The organism is Candidatus Accumulibacter cognatus (genome assembly GCF_000584975.1).
GTDB classification, from domain to species: Bacteria; Pseudomonadota; Gammaproteobacteria; order Burkholderiales; family Rhodocyclaceae; genus Accumulibacter; species Accumulibacter cognatus.
The window spans coordinates 11,882-30,003 of sequence record NZ_JDST02000056.1 but is presented as its reverse complement, the minus strand read 5'-3'; the positions used below and the strand labels follow the sequence as shown (position 1 = coordinate 30,003).

General features: G+C 64.2%; 11 protein-coding genes. All 11 read right to left on the bottom strand.

Annotated elements, in window-relative coordinates:
* Positions 1 to 20 precede the first annotated feature (20 nt).
* Entirely contained in the window at positions 21 to 3,638 is a 3,618-nt protein-coding gene (gene pglX / locus AW06_RS10935) for a BREX-2 system adenine-specific DNA-methyltransferase PglX (RefSeq protein ID WP_034949735.1), read from the bottom strand.
* A gap of 47 nt (positions 3,639 to 3,685) precedes the next feature.
* Positions 3,686 to 7,954 (bottom strand): BREX system serine/threonine kinase PglW, encoded by a 4,269-nt coding sequence (pglW, locus tag AW06_RS10930; protein ID WP_034949732.1) that lies wholly within the window; start codon positions 7,952 to 7,954, stop codon positions 3,686 to 3,688.
* Positions 7,951 to 8,172 carry a helix-turn-helix transcriptional regulator gene (locus AW06_RS10925; RefSeq protein ID WP_034949730.1) on the bottom strand — a complete coding sequence of 74 codons (222 nt, stop codon included), beginning with the start codon at positions 8,170 to 8,172 and terminating at the stop codon, positions 7,951 to 7,953. The genes pglW and AW06_RS10925 overlap by 4 nt, the downstream gene beginning before the upstream one ends.
* A gap of 152 nt (positions 8,173 to 8,324) precedes the next feature.
* Positions 8,325 to 8,927 (bottom strand): hypothetical protein, encoded by a 603-nt coding sequence (locus tag AW06_RS20420; protein WP_171047197.1) that lies wholly within the window; start codon positions 8,925 to 8,927, stop codon positions 8,325 to 8,327.
* Positions 8,872 to 9,852: a toprim domain-containing protein gene (locus AW06_RS10915; protein WP_034949725.1), complete on the bottom strand. Its 981-nt coding sequence runs from the start codon at positions 9,850 to 9,852 to the stop codon at positions 8,872 to 8,874. Before AW06_RS10915 ends, AW06_RS20420 begins: the two co-directional genes overlap by 56 nt.
* 287 nt (positions 9,853 to 10,139) lie before the next feature.
* Entirely contained in the window at positions 10,140 to 11,756 is a 1,617-nt protein-coding gene (locus AW06_RS20415; protein ID WP_138677267.1) for a phage/plasmid primase, P4 family, read from the bottom strand.
* A 78-nt stretch (positions 11,757 to 11,834) separates the two neighbouring features.
* Positions 11,835 to 12,101 carry a hypothetical protein gene (locus tag AW06_RS10905; RefSeq protein WP_034949722.1) on the bottom strand — a complete coding sequence of 89 codons (267 nt, stop codon included), beginning with the start codon at positions 12,099 to 12,101 and terminating at the stop codon, positions 11,835 to 11,837.
* A gap of 385 nt (positions 12,102 to 12,486) precedes the next feature.
* Entirely contained in the window at positions 12,487 to 13,947 is a 1,461-nt protein-coding gene (locus AW06_RS10900; RefSeq protein WP_034949720.1) for a nickel-dependent hydrogenase large subunit, read from the bottom strand.
* Positions 13,944 to 14,942, bottom strand: coding sequence for a HupU protein (locus AW06_RS10895; RefSeq protein WP_034949717.1), 999 nt, complete (start codon positions 14,940 to 14,942; stop codon positions 13,944 to 13,946). The genes AW06_RS10900 and AW06_RS10895 overlap by 4 nt, the downstream gene beginning before the upstream one ends.
* Positions 14,939 to 16,393 carry a sigma-54 dependent transcriptional regulator gene (locus AW06_RS10890; protein ID WP_034949714.1) on the bottom strand — a complete coding sequence of 485 codons (1,455 nt, stop codon included), beginning with the start codon at positions 16,391 to 16,393 and terminating at the stop codon, positions 14,939 to 14,941. The genes AW06_RS10895 and AW06_RS10890 overlap by 4 nt, the downstream gene beginning before the upstream one ends.
* Complete coding sequence (locus AW06_RS10885) at positions 16,390 to 18,117, bottom strand: hydrogenase maturation protein (RefSeq protein WP_034949711.1); 1,728 nt, start codon at positions 18,115 to 18,117, stop codon at positions 16,390 to 16,392. The genes AW06_RS10890 and AW06_RS10885 overlap by 4 nt, the downstream gene beginning before the upstream one ends.
* Between the last annotated feature and the right edge of the window lie 5 nt (positions 18,118 to 18,122).

Sequence of the window (18,122 nt, the reverse complement as noted above, 5' to 3'; positions counted from 1 at the left end):
CGAAAGCGGTTGAATCGTGCTCATGAAGCCCTCCTTGCGCGCCCTCGACGGGTCGCCGTCGCAGCGGGTCGCCAGCTTCTCAGGTCATCCAACGTGAATCCGAGCGCCCTGGCCTCGTCATTGACGAAGCCGCGATAGTAGGTGCCCATGCGCTCGCCGTATGTCGGATCGATCTCGTTGTGCCACTGCTCCAGCCAGGGCACCAGTTCCAGCAGGCCGGCGAGCAGCGGTTGCAGGCGCGCGGGCTCCCAACCCTCGTTCTCTTTCATCTCCAGGTAGTAGGCCGCCAGGGCAGTGGCCTGCTGCAGATGGTTCCAGCCCGCCCAGGCGATGGGCAGGCTGGTGTCGGCGCCGCGTTCGCAGCCGGGGTAGCTGACCCACCGCTCCTTCGGCACGTCCAGACCGCCGCGCAGGCGCCAGAAATCCGCCTTCAGGAAGTCCTTGCTCTGGTACTTTGGCGGGACTGGGATCTTGCCGACCTTCTCATTGGCATCCTCGCGCCGCTGTAGCGCCCAAGTGTCTTCCCATTGCGCGCGCTTGCGCAGGCCGGTGTCTGTGTAGCGCAGCACAGGCAGGAAGGGCACCGATTCGCCGGCGACGAGCTCGGCTACGACCTGGGTGAGATCGAAGCCCGAATGGCCGGCGTACAGCTCGGCGATCTGCATGAAGGCAGCGTCCGCACGCACCGCGTCAGCTAGGCGGTTGACCGTGGTGAGCTGGGCCGGCCGGTCGGCACCGGCCGGCCACAGGTGCGGTGCTTCCAGTCGGGCAAGCAGCCAATCGCGCAGCGCGGCGCGTTCCAGGTCGTCCCAGGCGGGGGTGTTCCAGCGGCGCTTGTATTCGGGGCGCTCGATCAGGCCGATGTTGCGGTCACGCTCGATCAGGGCGATGCGGCGTTGGACAACCTGCTGATAGCCTTCGGGCCAGTGCGACGGAATGTCGGTGATGGGCTTGGAACCGTGGCGTTCGAACCAAGTGGTCGTTTCACGGCCGGCAGCCATGCGGCGGGCGAGCACGATCTCGAAGGCTCGCTCGCCCAAGTGGACTTCGGGCGGCGCGCCTAACTCGTAGCGTAACTGACCAGCATCGGCGGGCAGCAGGCCGTAGAGGCGGTAGCACTCCCAGTCGAGTTCTTCCTGCCATGCGACAGCCTGGCGACGCAGCCCAGCGGCACGAACGCGCATCTCGTCGAGGGTCTGCCTCGTGGGCAGTCGTTGCGAGCCTTGGCCGGCGTACCGAAATCGGGCCGCTGGCACACATGCCTCGATGTCGCGGGCCAGCGTGTCGAGCGTCCGCGCCAGCTCCGTCGGGCGCTGTTCACACATCGGAAACTCGGACACCTTGGTCGAGTTCAGCGCGTAGAAGTCCTCGAACGGCGCCGTGCGTTGCCGAGCGCCGTGCTGATCTACGGTGCTGCCCTTGTTGTGGCAAACCTGCTTGAACCAGAAGCACGCCACCGACGAGTTCAGCAACCCGAGCAGCCCGAGGTGTTCGTCCTCCCTGGCGCCGGTCGGCAGCTTGATCACCGGCGCGGAGTGTTTGAAAGCTTGTTGCCGACGCGAAAGAACGAAGTGATTGTGCGTGGCGACCTCCGAAAAACTAATCAGTGGGCCAGCAGTTAGTCTGTCCTTCGACAGAAAACTCAGTTCCCACCAATTGAGGCCTGCCTGCTCTGGCGTCTTGCCGAACATTAATCTGTTGCGAAGGTTTGTGCGCAGACTCCAGAAGTGTTGATCGGCCAGTTGTCCCTGAGCTGGGCGCTTTGGCTCCAGCGTGCCGCCAACTAGCTCGTATGGAAAGGCCAGGACACTATCGCTTGTCAATGACCAGTCTCGTACCCCGTCGCCAACCAAGAATTCGCGAACCTCAAATCCTAGGCATGCGGCCCTTCGCATGGGCATCACGAACGCATCGTCCTCACCAGGGATGGCTACGAATCCGATGTTGCTTGTGATGGTGCTGAGACGAGACCTGTCCGACTCGATCGTTTCCTTCAGTTCTGCTGCTCCACCGCCTCCGATGCTCCAGGGATGGCGCTCGAATATCGATCGTGGCGTATCAGCCACGCTGACGAACGCACTCTCCGACCCCGCCTGATCGATCTGCTCGACGATGGCCGACCACACCAGTCCGTACGCCGGATCGTTCGGCGTGCTGGGCTCGCCCTTGATGCCCATAACCGTGCGCACCGCGTCGCCGACCGGTGCCCGATGCCGGCCGAACAGGATCACAGTGGGCGTGCCGTGCCCTGGGATGTAGGCGCCTGCGGTGTCGACGACGTGTGTCAGGTCCAACCGTGGCAGTACTTGCTCGATAAGCTTGCTGCCGAACTCGCGCTTCATGAAGCTGTTGGTGGTGATCAGCCCGACGAAGCCGGCGGCCCGACCGTTGCCCGTGAGCGCCAGCTCGAAGAAGCGCTCTGTGAACGGTGCGCCGAGCGAGTACTTCATGTGGCAGCTCGCATAGCGCTGCCGGTATGCCGCGTTCAGCGCCGCATCCTTGACGACGATGTACGGTGGGTTCCCCACCACGGCGTGGTACTGCTGACCGAGGAGGCGGTTCACCTCGGCGAGGTCTTCGCTGGCGTAGGCGTGAGCCAGCCCGGTGCCGGCGTAGTGTTCGGCGCCCTCGAACATGCCGACTGAGGCTTTCAGCCCGAAGCGGCTCCCATGCAGGAGGCTGTCGCCGATGGCGACGTTCAGCTTGAAGTCGGGCGCTTCGGACAGACGATGCACGCCACTGACGTTAAGCGCTGCGACCAGCAGCCGGAAACGAGAGATCGCGACGGCAAATGGATTCAAATCCACTCCGGCGACGGCGTCCAGCGCGCGCTGGGCGATGTCGCGCGGGTTGCGCGCTGGCTCTTGTCGAATCCACTCATCAACCAGACGCTGGAAGCCGCCCAGCAGGAAGTGGCCTGAGCCGCAGGTCGGATCGATCATTCGCGCTTCGCGGAAGCCGAACTCTCGGATCGCAGGCGTCAGCGTGCGGTCGAGGATGAATTCCTCGACGAACTCGGGCGTCTGCAACAGCGCGTAGCGCTTACGCGTGGCTTCGGACAGGTCCTGGTACAGATCGCCCAGGAAGCGGGTGTTCCAGTCGGGGTCGGTGAAGTCGTGGGCCAGGGAGCCGGTGTTCGGGTTCACCTGCTGCCAGAACTGGCGCAGAGCCATTGCCGCGTCACCGCTGATGCCGAGGCGAAAGACCGGGTTGTGCGCCTCGTCGAAGAAGGTATGTAGCCCCGGCAGCGTGCCGGCTTCGCGGAAGCACGCCAGCAGGTATTCGCGGTCGCTCTCCAGCGGCTTCTCTCGGAAGTAAGCCTCATGCCGGTCACGCGCCAGCGCCAGACGGCCTGAATCCGGCGTGCCGCCCAGCCAAGGGCGCTCGACCAGTCCATTGTCCTCGATGAAACGCAGGAACACGCAGCTCAGCAGCCAATGTACGCCCGCCTGCGTGATGACTTGGTAGGCCCAGCTATCGAAAGTCTCTGCTGTGCGATCGGAGTCGCGGGCGGCCTGCCACTCGGCCTGCAGGCCAGTCTTCAGCTCGGCCACCTCCGCAATGCGCTGGCGCAGGTCGTCTTCGAGGCGCTTGAGCAGGCTGGTCAGGTCTGCGAGCAGTTGGGGGGCGTTGATCACTGAGCGGTTCTTCCCGTTGTGGCGTTTGGCATGGTGGCTACGAGGATCTACGAGGCGATGCTCGCGCGGTGTTTGTTCTCCACCCAGGCCTGTGCCAGCGCCAAGGTGCGGGTGTTCTGGATGTTGTTCACGATCGGTACCGCGACGCCATCGATGACCGGCAGGCCCTGGTGCGTCGTGGGCAGCAGCAACCAGACTGCGGGTGTTTGGCCTGGACGGCCGGCGTGCTCCTCGACCTCGCTGATCAGCGTCACGAGGTCGTAGCGGGCGAGCAGGCCGGCGCTGACCAGCAGGATCGGCGCCGAGCCTTGCAGCAGTGCGGCGCGCAACGTGGGCAGCGTTCGCTGCACGAGCCGCTGAAGGTTGATCCAGTGCCGGCTACCACGGTCGGCGGCGTCGGCCTCGAGGACGACATTCCAGTCGACGCGGGCGGCCGTTGCCTGCTCGCGCAATGCGTCCAGCAGCAGCGCGTCGAAGTTCACGCGCTGCAATGGCGCCGGCCGAGTACCCGGCTGCCCGAAGCGATGCAGCAGTTCGGCTTCCGCCCGGCGCGCAATGCGCGGGGGAACGGTCAGCACCAGAAGGCCGCCTTGCTGAAGGCTTCGGGTGAGGCGCTCCTCGATCGCAGCGGCGTCGGCCAGTTCGGCAACAGCAGCGGCTCCGGCACCGTCGCCACCGGCTCGCATCGCGAGCTCGGTGGTGTGACGCGAGAACACTGTGGTGGTGCCGGCCGTCTGCACGCTGCCCAAGGTCGAGAGTCGGTACGCGCCGGCACCTTCCGCAGCAGAGGGGTCCCAGCTCAGCGGTGCGCCAGCGGCTTCGAGCAGGCGGTCCAGTTCGGGGCGACCTGGTACGGCGGCGGCATCGGGATAGCGGCCGCGCACGCGATCCTGGATTTCACGCGCACGCAATTGCGGTGCGCCGATCAGGGCTCCCAGGGACTGGCGCAAGGCTTGTAGCGGCGCCATGCCGCGGGGGTAGATCTCCTGGCGGCTGGACAGCGCCGCCTTTCGCGACGCCGAGGTGGCCAGACGCAGGAGTCGGGTAGGTGTCAGCGTCGCAGCGGGCGCGCCTTCACCGGCCAGGGCGGCCGGCAGGGGGACGCCTTCCAGCGTTTCGAGCACACGGGGTGGCGGGAGCAGGGGATCTGCCAGAGCGCATGCGTCGGCGGCGGCGCCAAGCTGCCGGGCGTAGTCGGCCCACGGCGATGCGCTGGCAATCAGTGCACGCGGCTGGTGATCGAACGCTTCGAACCGCGGCTGATCGAGGTGCGATTCGGCTTCGACCGCGGCTCGCAGCACGGCCATGGCCTGACGCAGCCGCTCCGCATCGTCCTGCGATGCGCAGCCGCGCAGTGCGAGCAGGGCCATGGCGCTCTCGTGGGCGCTCATCACCTGGCCCTGGCTGCGCAGCAGGGTGTCGAGTTGCTGACGTAGCTCGGTGAAGGCGGGATTCTTGAGCCAGCGCTCGCGGGCCTTGATGAGTGCGGCGGTCAGCGTTCCCCGGTCGACCTGATTGGCTTGCGCGGAATCGCCAAGGTTGGGCCAGGTGCCGGCCTGCACACTGTCATCCAGCCCGAGGTAGTGCGCGAGGGCGGCTTCCTCCGGTCGGTCATCACCGGCGGGGCGGCGCGGCAGCAACTGCGCGGCCAGTTCATTGACGCTGACGGCGCCGCCGACCTCCTCGTCGGCGTCGTGCGCAGTACTGCGGCCCTGCGTGAGGTCGGGCCGCAGACGGGCGAGTTCCTTGGCGGTGAGACGAATCTCCTTGCGGATCTTGTCGCCTACGCCGCGCAGGTAACGGAAGCGGATGCGATCGACGGCCAGCAGTTCGCGGGCGTTGTGGATGCCCATGCGCTCCAGAATGTCCTGCGCTTCCAGGCTGTAGCCCAGCTCGGCCATCGTCGTGAGCGGCGTGGCCGTCATGGCGATGGCGGCCAGGCCCTCCGCTGCGCCGGACTCACCCGGATGAATCGTTTGTCGTGCGGCAAAAATGGCGCGCCACGCGCGCAGCATGTCTTCGGAATTGTCGAAGCGTTCGCGGTATTCGCGCTTCAGGGCTTTCGAGAAGAACGCGGTGAAACCTTCGCGCGTGACCGGGTCGAAGACGTCGCGCTCGATGGTGGCCTCGACGTCAAGCATGGCCGGCGAGGTCTGTCCGTCGCCCCAGACTGGCGGCTGGCCGACCGCCATCTCGTAGAGCGTGACGGCCAGCGCGAAGCGTTCGGCGTATAGATCCCAGCGCGGTGGCCGGCGCAGTGTGAGGAACGGGTCGAGGTAGGGGTGGGTTCCGGCCGTGATGTTGTCGGCCGGCGTACGGCACAGCGAGAAGTCGAACAGCACGAGCTGCAGCTTACCCGTGCGGTTCTCGGCGATGCCTATGTTCTCGGGCTTGATGTCGCGGTGGGCGACACCTTCGGCTTCGAGGTGGTTCACCGCTTCGATCAGCTCTTCGCCGAAGCGCTGCAGCATGTCGAGCGACAGGCGCCCCTCGTCTTTGAGTTTTTCGGCCATCGTGCGGCTGCCGGCGCTCTTGATCAGCAAAGCCGTTCGGCCGGCGACGGTGAGTGTCTCGCGGTGGGCGACGATGTTTTGGTGATGAAGCCGCGCGAGGACCTCGCCCTCCGCGGCCAGGCGGTCGTTGTGCGCGACGTCGCAGGCGACCTTGAGGACGTGCTCTTCGTCGCTGCCGTCCTTGCGCACCAGCAGCGCGTCGCTGGAGGAGCCGCGCCCCATGCGTTTGACGACCGTGAAGCCGCCGTCCAGGCGATCGCCCGCGCTGGCGACGCTGGGGTCGACAGTCGCTTCCGGGTCGGGGGTCGTGAGCTCGTCCTCGACTCGATCCAGATCATCCAGGAAGTCCTGAACCGTGTCGTAGCGGGCGAGCACGTCGGGGCAGGTGGCGAACTGGATCAGTTCCTGCTGCCGCGCGCCACAGCCGTCCATCACGTCCGACAGGCGCAGCCCCTGGCCAACGCGCAGCTTCTCTGCGAGGTCGAGCACCGACTCGGCGGGTGGCTGGCCGCTGAAGAGTTGATACGCAATGCAGCCCAGCGAGAACACATCCAGGCTCGGACCATGCGCCGGGTCGGCGCGGGTCGTCTCCGGGGCGAGGTAGATCATCCCCGGGTCTTCGACATAGTCCTCGACGTGCTGCGTTCCGGTTGTTCGATGCACGGTGTACGGCGACGCTGACTCACCGACGTTACGCGACGCGGTCTGCCAGTTCATCAGTCGCAGATGCAACGTACCGCTGCCAATTCCGATGCCATGAACGAGGATGCTCTGAGGCCCCAGGGCACGGTGGTACAGGCGCTTCGAGTGGGCGTATTTCAACGTCTCGGCGATGTCGCGCACGAGCTGCAAGCGTTGCGTGACTGAGAGGTCCTTGCCGTAGTCGCGCAGCAGGTGATCCAGGCGCATGGCCTTGGGGTCGTGATCGAAGATCAGTGCTGGGCCGAGCTCGGTCTCCTTGTAGTCCTTGACCTTCAGGATGCCGGGGTGGTCGATGCCTTCGAGGATTTCGAATTCGCGCCGCGCCTGGCGCACGCGTGTAGCACGAGCCTCGGGGGAGGAGGCGGAAGCCACGGTGTAGATACGGACACGGCGATGAACCGTGTCGATGCTGACGTGCTGGGCCTCCCAGTCCTGAAACCCTTCGCCCTCGGATAGGAGCTTGCCCAGGCGGTAGTCGCCCACCTGGCGGTGCTTGTTGGAGGGGCGGATGCCGGCCTCGGTGAGGCCGCGAGCGATGGCGCGTGCCTGTTGCGAGTCGACGGTGGTCGCCGATCGATTCGTGATGCCGTTGGCCAGTGCCCCGACGATCCCCGGGTCGCCCTGGGAACCGGGGCGGCCATGCTGGAAGGTGGCCGACTTGGCCAGCCCTTCGAGCCGGCAGGACAGACTGGTGGACGAGAGAAAAATCGCCGGCTCGACGAAGGGCAGGCGGATCTTGGCCTTGGTGATGGCCGGCTGCCGCTTGAGCAGGCTGGCGAGGCGCTTGGCCTTGCGATTGGCGAGGATGACCGGGTTGTCGACCGTGGTCGATCGGCCATCGGTGTTCCAGGTCCAGCTGTGCACATCGCCCGTCAGGACTCCCGGGCGGCTCTTGATCTCGACGAGAAAAAGCCCAGCCGGCGAAAGCACCAGAGCATCGACTTCGCTGACCTTGCCCTCGTCGTCGATGAACTCGAAGTTGGTCCAGACGTGCCACGGGTCGCGATCGGGTAGTTGGCTTCGAAGCCAGTCCAGCGCCTCTCGCTCCCATGCGAAGTTGGACTCGGCGATGACGTGCCAGCGTGCTGCACCGAGCGTCACAGGTTCACCTCGCTGCCGTCCTCGACGTACTCGAACAGGTCGCCGACCTGGCAACTGAACAGCCGGCAGAGCTGCTCGATGGCCGGGAGATCGACCCGCGTGGTCGTTTCCTTGTAGAGAGCGGTGATCGTGCTGCGATTCAGGCCCGTGCGACGAGAGACATCCGCAATGCGAAGCTTTTCTCGGCCCATGAGCGTGGATAATTGGCAGCGGATCATTTCCCTACTTCTATTGCTTGGGGTGTTGCGCAGAATAGCATAAGTCTTTTCAGCGCATAACCCCGTGCCGAAACAATCGGCGCGGCACCGGTTCAGCTACGCTTCGTGGGACATCCTGGCGGCGTGTGCCGCCATCTTCGGATGTTTGTCGCTCATTCCATCGGCCAGTAGGTTTCACCCGCGCGAATTCTTGTGCGGGACTCATTGCCATACCGGTCGACCAGTGCGGCGAACACCATCGGTCCGCCGAGCCGGTCCGCGAATTGCGGGTTGCGCCGGTTCGCAGCCAGAACGTGCGGGAGATAGGTCGCCAGATCGGCGTGATTCCGCCAATCTTCGTGCCGCCTGCCGAGCACGCTCCGATCGAGCGCGCCGATCAGCGATCGCGAAAAATATCCCGCGGCAACGAGGACTTCCGCGCAGTTGACCTGATCCGACAGGCTCGCACAACGCAACACCGCCTGCATAGCCAATGATATTGCCGCATCCCTGTGCCGCGCCGACAGCAACGGTAGACCGAAATGCGCCTCGGCGTCCGACCACTCGGAACAAAGTCTGGAGACCAATCGACGGTCTTTCGGCACTGCCGGGTCGAAACCAAACCGGTGTTGGGGCAAATGCCAGGTTCGGCTTGCGAAGCTGGCAACTGCGCATACAGCTCGGAAAGAGCCGTTACGATGCGAAATACCGGGTTCTGGATCATGGCGCGTCCGGATAAAGGTTGCAGGTCTGTCGACAGCGTTGCCGAAGGACATCGTTCCAATCCTTCGCGCTGAGCGGTCTGTCGCGCAGGATTCGGCGGGTCGAGAACAGCGCTCGGAGTCGCTCGGCCATCGCATCTCCGGCCGCGTCGGCATCCTGGGCGAGCCGGATTTCGGCGTTCGGAAATCGGTCGAGCAGCGGGCGATAGACGGTGCCGGCACCGTCGGAACTCAGCACCAGCATGTCGTCGGGCGAATGAAGCTGACGATAAGAAATCGCGTCGACCGGTGATTCGACGATCGCGATCACGTCGGGCGCGAGACGGTTGCCGACTGAAAAGCAGCCGGCCTCCTTTTTGCCCAAGGTTTGTTTGAAGTCACCGAAGATTCCCCGACGGACCACTCCGGTCGGCGTACCGTCGTAGGCGCGTCGCAGAAACGTGACATTGATGATCGGCCGTGTTCGGAAAACCACTTCGCCCGCACGGGCCGAACGGTCACGATCGACTTCGTCGGTTTCCTGGTGTTTTTCCTCGGCAAACACGTCGCCGCTGGAGCGCAACGTCTCCAGTATTTGCGGATCGAGTCCGCGCCCCACGAGGTAGGCGAGGGCTCGCGGCCACGCCGCCTCGCTGGCCGGCGGCGGGGAGAAGTCTGGCACCTCGACGTCGTCCGAACGACTCGGTTCGCAGCGGTGCTCGATTTCTCCGTCGATGGCCTCCGATGTCGCCGCGAACCGCCGCAGCCATCCGGCAGACGCACCGAGCGTCCAACCGGTCACGTGCATCACGACATCCACGGCTCCACCGCCACCCGCTCCCGTGCTGTGGTTGTACACCCTGTCACCGTCGAGCGTGATTACCTCGTTCTGCGGCGACCGCCACTTGTTGCGTTCTCGCCGATCGCGCACGCAACCGAGGCCGAGCATGACAAGCTCCGGCGAAATCCAGCGCAGACCATCGAGTCCGGTCTTCTTCATGAATTTTCTCCCGGTAGCCGTCGCCCCTCACGGGGCGACGGAATGGGTGGTGTGTCGGAATTCAGAATGCCCCCGATCCTTGCCCCCAGGGGGCTTCGGCTGCCGGGAAAGAATTTTGTCGGACGCCTCTCCGACATCGCCGTTGGCTTGGAAACCAAGGGTTTCGACGGTTTGTCGGAGATGTCGGAGAGGGGGTGGTGAGTTTGCAATGGCGACGCTTCAGATGACATACATTGCGTACCCCGGAAAAGTTTGCGCACACGTCTCCGACACCTCCGACGTACGGGTCAGCGGTTGCCATCGCTGCCGTTCCGGGTAACCATGCCGACCGCGGCTTTCGTCCGAGTTTGTCCCTTGTCCGAGTTGACGATGCGCAGGATCCGGCCCTCAGGGATATAAAAGGGATACGCGTCTGGCCTGCTCTTCAAATCGAAGCCATCGATGTCGATGTAGTACGCCGACACCTTGAGATCGTCCCGACATTGCAGAAGACGCGAGATTTCGCGCCCGAAGTTATGGCGTGCCAATGGACGGTACGAGCCCTCGCACCAGACCTGATACGCACGGTAGGCATCGGACTTGGAAATTCGATGGTCGTAGGGCGGCTTGCCGTACTCGGCGCATTCCGACAGGAAAAGGGACACCGAGTTATTCTCAGTTCGCGCCTTGCTGACTGCCGCGGTGACTTGCGGCGGATCGATCAGGTGCCCGCGGCGGAGAACGGCGCTCGCGCCCTCCAGTGCCCAGTTGAGAATTCCGGGCAATTCAATTTTGAGTTTCTGGATCAAGTCGCGATCTTCGTTTTCGATCACCCGCAGCCAAGGGACGATTTTGACGCGCCGCCAGATGCCGTCGGATTTGTCAGTGATCGATGGCAAACCGTTTACCGCGAACAGCAGCGCGGCAGTGTTCCGGAAGGAGTAATGACTCCTGTACTTTGGCTCGGCCAAGACTAATTCACCGGAGACCGCCTGTTTGAACAGCGCAGTGGGCATCGGCTGGGATTCTTCAGTCTCCGAACCGATATTCACCAATTTGCCTACCAGGATTTCAAGATTTCGATTGGTGAATTGATGCATCGACAAAGCGCCGCAAGCAGATTCGCCGACCAATAACCGAATGAGTTCTATGAAGACTGATTTCCCGTTCTTGCCGATGCCGAGAAGAACAAAAAACACTTCGGCGCGGGGGCGCGAAACGCCCAGCAAGATGTAGCCAACGAGTTCCTGAAGGAACAACTGAACCGCCGGGTCGGGCTGAACCTCGACCAAAAACTGTCGCCACCGCGGGCAATCCGCCTTCGAGTCGTAACCATACGGCAGGCAACTCAACTGTCCGTCGTCGGGGCAATGGGGAACGATTTCCCACGTATCACCGTTCCGGACCAACAAACCATTGCCGGTGTTGATTCCAGCTTCCGTCTCCGGAACCTTCTTGGCGAGGGACAGCAGCATCTGGCACAGGTCACGCGCTTTGCGCGGATCTTTCTGGCTACCGCCACACGCTTCAATTAAGTGCGACGCCGCCGAAATAACCTCCTCGTCGTCGAAGGGTTGCCAGTGCGTTCCGGTGTAGTACCAGAGGCGGCCGTCGCCGCGTCGGCCGAAATGCACGCGCAGTTTTTTCACATAAACATCCGGCGTATCACGCCGATTTCCGTAACGGTCGAGCCCCGCGTCTTTCACAGCTGCGATTAGCTCTCGCGCGGTTTCGAAAGGCAGATGGCGGAAGCCGACATGCCCGTCGACGCAATCGATTCGGTATTCCCATTCATCCCGCATCTGCTGCGCTTGGCTGACGACCGATTTCGGCATGGTGGTTGGCAGACCACTTTCGAGGAATTCCCGTTCAAGTTCGTCATCTGTCGATTCGGGGCCATCGAATTGCTCGCAAATATTTTCCATGCTGTCACTCCCGTGGGGCGATTGATGTCAGTTCATTTGGCTGATTTCTAGGGTTTCACGCGGGGTCATTTATCCGCATTACGTTTGCAGATGAATGCGGGGACGGCCACGTCCGCGTTTTTCCTTCGCAATCCCCGGTGGCTGAGTATTCGTGGGCGTTGCGGGAACGCCGGTTGCCAGTGTCCGAAGGACCTGAGAACGTAGGTAACGCGGCTGACCTGCCACCATAAAAAATGGAAACACCGGTTGCCCATCCAAGCGGCATTTGGCCAAACGGCGCTGCGAGGATTTCACAAGGGCGCCGACCTCGTCTTCGGTCAAGACCTCGTCTTGCAGTTCACTCATTTCTGGACTCCTCTGTTTGATCGTGGATGTCCAGTACAGAGCAGCTGACGTGCCAGATATGCCTTCCGCATACCGGTGTGGTACTACTAACTCAACGTTTTTCCTTATCCAACAACAAATGTTTTTTTGCCAATTGCCTGACAGGGAAATTGGCTGAATGTTGTTGATGGGAATTTGTGTGCCGATATTTGTCATGCTCGTGACAGATATCGACATTTGATTGCATTGCCGGGGTGGCTGTGGCTATTGCCGGCCCAGCTTTGTCATTTGCCGGCAGGTACCACGGCGGTAAACATCAAAATGATGTGATACCAGTCGTGATACCTAAATACCGCTCCGGTACAGAAATCAGCTTAAAACAGTTGCTATATAAGCAGTCTGTTAGTTAGTGCACCGTGCATACCATGCACGGATCGAACGACCGCACGACGTGCTGAACGACGAGCGGCACCCTTTCGCCTTGGCCCACGGGCAACCCGACCAGCGCCTGCTCGAGTGCGCCGGGAACGCCCGCCGCATCGCGTGGCGAGAAGTTCCAGGTGGTCGGGGCGATGATCTGGTAGCCGGCGATCTTGCCACGTTCGATGCGCAGCCAGTGGCCCAGAGATCCCCGCGCGGCTTCGACGAGGCCAACGCCGCTCGCCTGATCCGGCAACTGCCAGGGATGACAGAAGGCCTCGCCCGGCGTCAGGGCGCGTACCCAGCGCTCCATCGCCGGCACCACCAGGGCGAGTTCGAGCAGCCGGGCGACGACCCGCGCCAGGACGCTGCCGCCGTCAGCGGCCACCAGCGCACGCAGTAGCGGCTGTCCGGCGACCATCTGGCGAGCCAGGGCGCCGGTCTCGACGATGCGCCCGTCGTAACGCGGCGCCTTGCACCAGGTATAGGCGCCGGCCTTGTCGGCAAACTCGCCGGTGAGCGGGTGCGTTTCCCCTTGTCCAGGATGCAGCGGCCGGTCGCCGTGCAGCCACGCATGCGTCACGTCCTCGCGGATCGCCTGCTCGTCGAAGGGCCGGCGTTCGTCCTGCCAGACGCCGCGCGCAAAGAGCGGCTGGCCGTCGCCGTCGCCATGCGCGTAGGCGCCGTAACTGAGAAAACTGTCAGTGGCGCGTCCGCGGCGAGCGAGACCGAGATCGCGGGCGATTTCGAGGAAACGCGGCAGATCGGCCGACCGGCCCTCCGCCCAGGCGGCGAGTTGGTCGGCGCTGCCGATCGCGGAGACGTTCTCGAGCACGTCGCCAAAGACGGTGCGGCTCAGGAAAGCGCGGAACTCGCGCAGGACGGCGAGCAGGCGCACCTTCTCGGTTGCCGTCACCGCCCGCGTCGTGCCGCCCGGCTGCAGTGCCAGACTGTGCGGCCACTTGCCGGCGAGATGGCCCATCAGGCGCAGCAGGTCGGCGCGCGCCGGCAGCACCTCGCGTAGCGCCTCGCCGACGCTGGCCTGGAAACGCCGCTCGGTCGCGGCATGCCAGGAGCGCTTGCGGTAGGCGGCACGCGCGAAGTCGGGCATGAAGAAGAGGTAGAAATGGGTCAGATGATCAGCCAGGTTTTCGCAGGCGAGGATCAGATTGGCGGCCAGGCGGCCGTTGGGTGGCATCTGCAGCCCGGCCGCGTCGGCCAGCGCCGCCGCGGCAGCGGCCGACTGCGATACCGAGCAGATGCCGCAGATGCGCGGTACGATCACCAGCGCGTCGAGTGGGTGCTTGGCGAGCAAGAGGTGTTCGAAGCCACGATAGAGCGACGAGCTGACCTGTGCCGAGGCGACGCGACCGTCGGAGACTTCGAGCGTCACTTCAAGGTCGCCTTCGACGCGATTGAACGGACCGATGGTCAGGCGCCGCGTCACTTCGGACCGCTCTTGCGGATTCCCGGCGCGATCAGCGGATGGTCGGAACGTGAGTTCTCGCGGACGCGCTTCGGGGTGGCCGATTTGGACAGCGCGGCGAGGGCGACAAACCATGCCTTCGGCATGTCGACCGGCAGACCGGACGGGATGCCGGCAATCTTCGGCGTCTCCATGAACGGATGCCCGGGCTCCTCGAAACCGGGCTCGGTGCAGGAAATGCAGGCGAAGCCGCCGCGCACGCACGAGCCGACGCCATGCCACGGCCGCAGGTTGCAGTCGGCGTTGGCCTGTGTGCCCTTGCAGCCCATGTTCTCCATCAGGCAGCCAAGGTCGGAGAGTTTCTGCGCGCTGGCCTTGAATTCGTAGAATTCGTTCCTCGGGCAGCCGTGATGGACCAGTTGTTCGGTGTAGAAACGCGGTCGCTGCCAGGCGTCGAGGTCGGCCGCGCGCAAGGCGCCAAGGGCCAGCGAGAGCAGGGTATCGACGATCCAGCCGGGATGCGTCGGGCAGCCGGCGACGTTGATCACCGGCAGGCCCGCGCCGGAACAAAAATCGGTGCCGAGCAGGCCGCCTTCCTGATCGCCGTCGAACTGTAGTCCGCAGGCGCCGGTGATGTTTTCGCCACCGGAAACGATCCCGCCATAGGCACTGCAGGTGCCGATGGCCAGCACATAGGCGGCGCGTGCCGCCAGCTCGCAGACCCATTCGATCAGCGGGCGGCCGCTGCCGGACAGGATCTGGAAGCGCCCGCTGCCATTCGGTCCGCGCAGCAGCGCGCCTTCGACGCAGAGGATGTCGAACGGCAGGCGGCCGTCGGCGGCCGCCTGCAGGATCGCCCGCGCCTCGTCGCCACTGGCTTCCGACAGGCCGGGGTGCCATATCAGATCGAGACCGCTGTCGGCGAACTGCGTGAGTACCCCGGCGCGACTCTCGGCACCGAGCAGGGACTGCGTACAGCCGCCGCAACCGGCCGCCTGCAGCCAGAGAAGTTTCATGCCCGCTCCAGCCCGTAACGCAGGAGCTTGTTGCGCAAGCCGACGCGCGACAGGCCCAGCTCGCTCGCCGCCCGCGACTTGTTCCAGCGACTGCGGATCATCGTTTCCTTGAGCACGCGCGCTTCGAGTGCTTCCATCCGCTCCTTGAGCCCGCCATCGACGGCGATCAGATCGAGCAGGCGGTCGTCCTGCTGGTCGACCGCCGGCGAGCGCAGGATGCGCGGCGCCAGCAGGTCGGCACCGAGGCGCGGCGATTCACAGAGCGCCAGCATGCGCAGAATCTCGTTCTGCAGCTCGCGCACATTGCCTGGCCAGCGGTACGCCGCGAGACAAACGATCGCCTCGGTCGTGAAGCCATCGACCGCTTTGCCGAGCAGCTTCTGACTGGCTTCGAGCAGGCGGCCGGCGAGCAGCGGAATGTCCATCGCGCGCTCGCGCAACGCCGGCACGTGCAGCGTCACGGTTGCCAGCCGGTAGTAGAGATCCTCGCGGAAGGCGCCAGCGCGCACGTCGGCTTCGAGGTCGTGATGAGTGGCTGCCACCACCCGAATATCGACCGAATGCGGGCGCGCCGCACCGAGCGGCCGGAACTCGCCTTCCTGCAGTACGCGCAGCAGCTTGACCTGAAACGCCGGGCTGGTATCGCCGATTTCGTCGAGAAAGAGGGTGCCGCCGTCAGCCTGCTGGAAACGGCCGATGCGATCTTCATAGGCGCCGGTGAATGCCCCGCGCTTGTAACCAAAAAGCTCGGCTTCGAGCAACTGATCGGGCAGCGCACCACAGTTCTCGACGACGAAAGCCTTGTCGGCACGCCGACTGCAGTAATGGATGGCACGCGCCAGCATCTCCTTGCCGGTCCCCGACTCACCGCTGATCAGGACGGAAAGGTCAAAAGGCGCGAGTTTCTCGACCAGATGACAGACCGCATTGAGCGGGCTTTCCGGAGTTCGCACCAGCCCGTCGAGAGCCAACTCGCGTTTGGCGCGTTCGTGCTTGATCTCGACACGCTTGGCGAGCACCGGTTCGGCGGTGCGCAACTCGACCGAGAGCCGCTGGTTCTCCTGCTGCAGGCGATAGATCCTGGCCGCGGTCTGCAGCGTCAGCAGCAGTTGCTCGGGCTGCCAGGGTTTCATCAGATACTGGTAGATGCCGGCCTCGTTGACCCCGGCAATGATGTCCTCGGCATCGGTGTAACCGGACAGGATGATACGCAGGGTATCCGGCCACCGACTGCGGACGCTCTTGAGAAACTCGACGCCGGTCGTTTCCGGCATGCGCTGGTCGCAGACGATGATCTGTACCCACTCGGTTTCCATGATCCGCTGCGCCTGCTCGGCGCTTGCGGCGGTAAACACTTCGAAGTCCTCCTCAAGCGTTCGTCGCAAGGCTTCCTGCGAGCGCGGCTCGTCATCGACGACCAGTACCGCCGGCAACCTCGACCTGGCGGTCATGGCGGCACGCTCCAGCCGAGATCGCGATGAATCGCCAGATGGCGCGGCGTCCATGAATTCGGCGTCTTGTGCACGAAATGGAAGCGGGCGACGTGATAACTGGGATCGAAGCCATAGAAATTGCGCTGCAGTTCGGCGAGTTCCTCCGCACGATAGCTCGCTAGGGGCTTCGCCGTTTCGTCGGCCAGGCGCTTCGCCCGCTTGGCCCGCAGCCGCTCGTCGAGGTCGGGAGCCATGGCCAGTTCGGCGGCGCGGCGGGCGACATCGATCCGGAAAGCGTCGGGATCGCCTGCCAGACTGGCGTCGATCAAACCTGCAGCGACCGCAGCGGCGGCAGTCATCGGCAGCCGGTGGTGCATGATCGCCCGCGCTCCCGCCATCCCGACGCGCGCCGGCAGCAGGTAGGTCCAGTATTCCGAGCCAAACAGGTTGCCCATGTTGCGGTAATGCGGATTGAGCAGCACGCCGGCGCGTGCCCAGACCAGATCGGCAGCGCGCGCCAGGAAGCAGCCGCCGGCGCCGCAATTGCCCTGCAGCGCGGCGATCGTAATCTGGTTCTCGCTGCACAGGATCGCCTCGGCGAGATCGTCGATGGCGTTGATGTTGGCCCAGGATTCATCCGCCGGCGATTCAGCCGCTTCGATACAGGAGAGGTGGATGCCGTTCGACCAGTAGTCGCGTCCACCCATCAACACCAGCACACGGATCGGCTGCTGCCGTGCCCAGGCGTAAGCTGCCTGCAGGCGCTGGCATTGACGAGTGCTCATGGCGCCGTTGTAGAAGTCGAAGTGCAGGAAACCCACGCGCCCGGCTTGTTCATAGCGAATGTCCTGCCAGGTACGCCCGGCCGAAGCGAAATAGCCGTCGAGCGGTGCTTCCGGAATCGTCGCCAGTGCTGCTGAAAAGACCTGCGTCGCCGGCAGCTTGAGCGAGTTGCCAGGTTCCTCGCGGCGCAAGTGACCGATCCATACCGCGCCATCGACCGTTGCGCGCAGGATCGCGGTCTCGCGCCAAGCGATCACCCCGCCCGGCGCTCCGGGGCGTAATGTGCATAGGGTCTCTTCGGGCCAGGCGTCGAACAGGCGGCAGGGCTCGCCAAACAAGCGATCGGCGACGCCGGGAAAACCATCGGCGGCGTTGATCCTGGCCAGCACGCGCGCCGTTTCATCGCACTGCCAGTCAATGGCGCGATCGACCTGCTTCATCAACGGCCGCTGTCTGCCTGGAATGGTTGGGTCGGCATCGTCGACCGGCGTCGGCACGAAGCCACCGACAACGAAACGCTCGACGGCTTTCAACAGCGCGCGCACCGCGGCTTCGGTGACCTCGTGGCGATAGAGGCTCGACTTCTTGACCTTTCGCATCGGAAAGGTTTCGGTTGCCCAGACCGGGCCGGCATCCATCTCGGCGGTCGCCTGCAGGACCGTGACCCCCCAATTCCGCTCGCCCTCCTGAATCGCCCAGTCGAGCGCCGACGGGCCACGGTCGCCGACGATTCCCGGATGGACCACCAGACAGCAGTAGCGGCGCCAGATCGACTCCGGAATCGCGCGGCGCAGATACGGTGCAACGATCAACTCGGGCCGGAACAGCGCAACGGCTTCCTCGGCCACCACGTCGGCGATGTCGTATTCGATCGACAACTGATGCCCACGCGCGCGCAGCTCGCTATACAGGCGCTGGCTGAGGCTGTTGAAAGCGTGGCAGAGGAAGAGGATGCGCATCTCGG

Bases quoted from the DNA above. Each gene is read 5' to 3' on its own strand.
- AW06_RS10895 (WP_034949717.1), bottom strand. From the start codon at position 14,942: ATGAAACTTCTCTGGCTGCAGGCGGCCGGTTGCGGCGGCTGTACGCAG.
- AW06_RS10890 (WP_034949714.1), bottom strand. From the start codon at position 16,393: ATGACCGCCAGGTCGAGGTTGCCGGCGGTACTGGTCGTCGATGACGAG.
- AW06_RS10885 (WP_034949711.1), bottom strand. From the start codon at position 18,117: ATGCGCATCCTCTTCCTCTGCCACGCTTTCAACAGCCTCAGCCAGCGC.
- AW06_RS20415 (WP_138677267.1), bottom strand. From the start codon at position 11,756: ATGGAAAATATTTGCGAGCAATTCGATGGCCCCGAATCGACAGATGAC.
- AW06_RS10925 (WP_034949730.1), bottom strand. From the start codon at position 8,172: ATGATCCGCTGCCAATTATCCACGCTCATGGGCCGAGAAAAGCTTCGC.
- AW06_RS10905 (WP_034949722.1), bottom strand. From the start codon at position 12,101: ATGAGTGAACTGCAAGACGAGGTCTTGACCGAAGACGAGGTCGGCGCC.
- AW06_RS20420 (WP_171047197.1), bottom strand. From the start codon at position 8,927: ATGTCCTTCGGCAACGCTGTCGACAGACCTGCAACCTTTATCCGGACG.
- AW06_RS10915 (WP_034949725.1), bottom strand. From the start codon at position 9,852: ATGAAGAAGACCGGACTCGATGGTCTGCGCTGGATTTCGCCGGAGCTT.